This is a genomic window from Streptomyces synnematoformans (assembly GCF_039531005.1).
GTDB lineage: Bacteria > Actinomycetota > Actinomycetes > Streptomycetales > Streptomycetaceae > Streptomyces > Streptomyces synnematoformans.
Genome location: NZ_BAAAPF010000573.1, coordinates 1 through 2,186 on the forward strand (window position 1 = coordinate 1; position 2,186 = coordinate 2,186).

At 76.1% G+C, this 2,186-nt stretch carries 2 protein-coding genes and 1 pseudogene; 1 reads left to right on the forward strand and 2 read right to left on the reverse strand.

All coding sequences use genetic code 11. The features are described 5' to 3' along the window. Nucleotides 1–979 (reverse strand): LysR family transcriptional regulator (locus ABD317_RS36110; RefSeq protein WP_425582530.1); only part of this gene is annotated, 979 nt, incomplete at its 3' end. Between the two features lie 83 nt (nt 980–1,062). Beyond that, nucleotides 1,063–1,788 (reverse strand): SDR family NAD(P)-dependent oxidoreductase, encoded by a 726-nt coding sequence (locus ABD317_RS36115; protein WP_344296155.1) that lies wholly within the window; start codon nt 1,786–1,788, stop codon nt 1,063–1,065. Between the two features lie 217 nt (nt 1,789–2,005). Here ABD317_RS36115 and ABD317_RS36120 point away from each other — a divergent pair. Beyond that, nucleotides 2,006–2,186 (forward strand): annotated as a pseudogene (locus tag ABD317_RS36120) (hypothetical protein); the annotation flags it as partial.

Consider the following 2,186-nt stretch of genomic DNA (forward strand, 5'->3'; position numbering starts at 1 on the left):
GCTCCGGCACGGGACGCGCCGGCCGCGGCCGCTCCGGGGCCGGCGCGGCGTCGGCGCCGGCCGGGGTGCCGGGTGTCGTCTCGGCCGCCGCGGCGAGGGTGTCGACGGCCGACTGCACGAAGGCCCGGACCAGCGGCGTCTCGTGCGCCGTACGCCAGATCAGGCCCCAGACGCCCATCGGCCGCTCCGTGATCGGCACGTACGCGATGCCCGGCCGCGGGAAGTGCCGCGCCGCCTCACCCTGCACCACGCACACCGCGTCCCCGGCCGCGGTCACGGCCTGCGCCTCCTGGAACGTGGTGATCTTCGGCCCGTCGGTGCGGATCGGCCGCCCCGACGGCGTACGCGTCGGCATCAGCGCCTCGATCCAGTACGACGGGACCGGGGTGACCGGCTGCGGCAGCACGCAGTCCGCGTCCGCGAGGTCCTCCAGGCTCACCGCATCACGGGCCGCGAAGGGGTGGTCGGCGCCCACCATCAGCACGTGCGGCTCGCGGGCCAGCACCGGGCCGACCGTCAGGTCCGGCTCGCGCACCGGGAGCCAGGTGACCTCCAGGTCCACCTCGCCCGCCCGCAGCATCCCGAACGGATCGCTGAAGACCACCTCGCGGAAGCGCAGCTCGACACCCGGGTAGCGGGCCTTGAAACGCGCGAGGATCGACGCCTGATCGAACGCCTGGGCGCACATGAGCCCCAGGGTGAGCACCCCGGTCGTGCCGCGGGCCGCGGCCGCCGCGGACTCGACGCCGTCCTGGATGCGCTGGTAGCCCGCCTTCAGGTCGTCGTGGAGCTGCGCCCCGATCGCGGTCAGCTCCACCCGGCGGCTGGTGCGCTCGAACAGCGGTGCGCCGATGCGGCGCTCCTGCTTGGCGATCGACTGGCTGACGCGCGCCTGCGAGACGTGCAGCCGCTCGGCAGTGCGGCCGAAGTGCAGCTCCTCGGCGAGAGCGAGGAAGATCTCTATGTCCCGCAGCTCCATCCCGCACTCCCGTATCGCCTGGTCGTCGCCGGAAACCGGCACCTTCCGGGGAGCGTATCCCGCCGGTCCCGCCCTCGTCACCCTCAGGCTGCCGCGCCATGACCTGCGGCGGAAGCGGGACCGGGGGCTGCGGCGGGAGCCGGCGCGTCCCGGCGGCGGGCCGCGGCCCCGTCGACGAGGCGCAGCAGGGAACCGGCGCCCGGCCGCCCGCCGACGACGCTGATGTCCACGCCGTGGCGCGCCGCCTCGCACGCCGCCGCCCGGCTGATCGCCACCACGGCGCAGGTGCCCGCGCGGTCCAGCGCGGCGCCGGGCGCCCCCGGCGGGGCGACGGAGCCGCAGAGCTGCAGCAGGTGGCCGGACCGCTGCTCGTACAGCAGCGGAAGCACGGCCTGCGCCACCCACAGCGGGCCGAAGAACGCCGACTCCAGCCGGGCCCGCGCCGCCGCCTCCGGAATCCAGCCGACCGGCGCGGCGGAGTCCGCGGCGCCGGCCTCGGGGACGTCGCCGGGTGCGGGGCGCGGTGGGCGGGCGTCGTTGACGACGGCGTCGAGGCGGCCGAACCGGTCGGCCGCCGCATACACGGTCGCGTTCACCGACCAGTTGTCGGTCACGTCCACGGCCCGTACGAACAGCCGGCGACGGTGCTCGTCGTGCCGCGCCAGCAGCCGGTCCCGGGCAGCGTCGTCGGGTACGAGGGCGGCGACCCGTTCGCCGCGCGCCAGCGCGGCCGCGGTGACGGCCCGCCCGGCACCGTGTCCCGCCGTGGTGACGAACCAGACCCTGCCCGTGCGTGCGGTGGCGGTCATGAACGCTGCGCCCCCTTCGGTGACTGCGTGTGCTCCTGCTTGTGTCGTCTGCGTGGACCAGCCTCGGCCCGGCGCCGCGCTCGAACAACGGCCGATCCGGCAACGACGGATAACCCGTCGGTTATGGATCACCCACCGCGATCGATAAGCGACGGGTTATGGCACGTTCCGGGATCGGGCGTTGTTCGGCGGGCGGGCCGCGGCGAGGCTGGGAGCCATGAGTGCACCGGGGGAGATCGCCGTCGTACGCGACGCCGCGCCGGCCGCGGACGCCTGGCACGCGGTCGTCGCCGCCGCGCGGGCCGCGGACCTGCCCGGCGTGCCGGCGCCGGTGCGGGAGGAGATCCTCGCCGGGCTGCGGGGGGACGCCCACGCCGGCGCCGGCGTCGCGTACGACG

What these genes read in the sequence shown, in the direction of transcription:
- ABD317_RS36115 (WP_344296155.1), bottom strand. Translation starts at nt 1,788, where the DNA reads ATGACCGCCACCGCACGCACGGGCAGGGTCTGGTTCGTCACCACGGCG.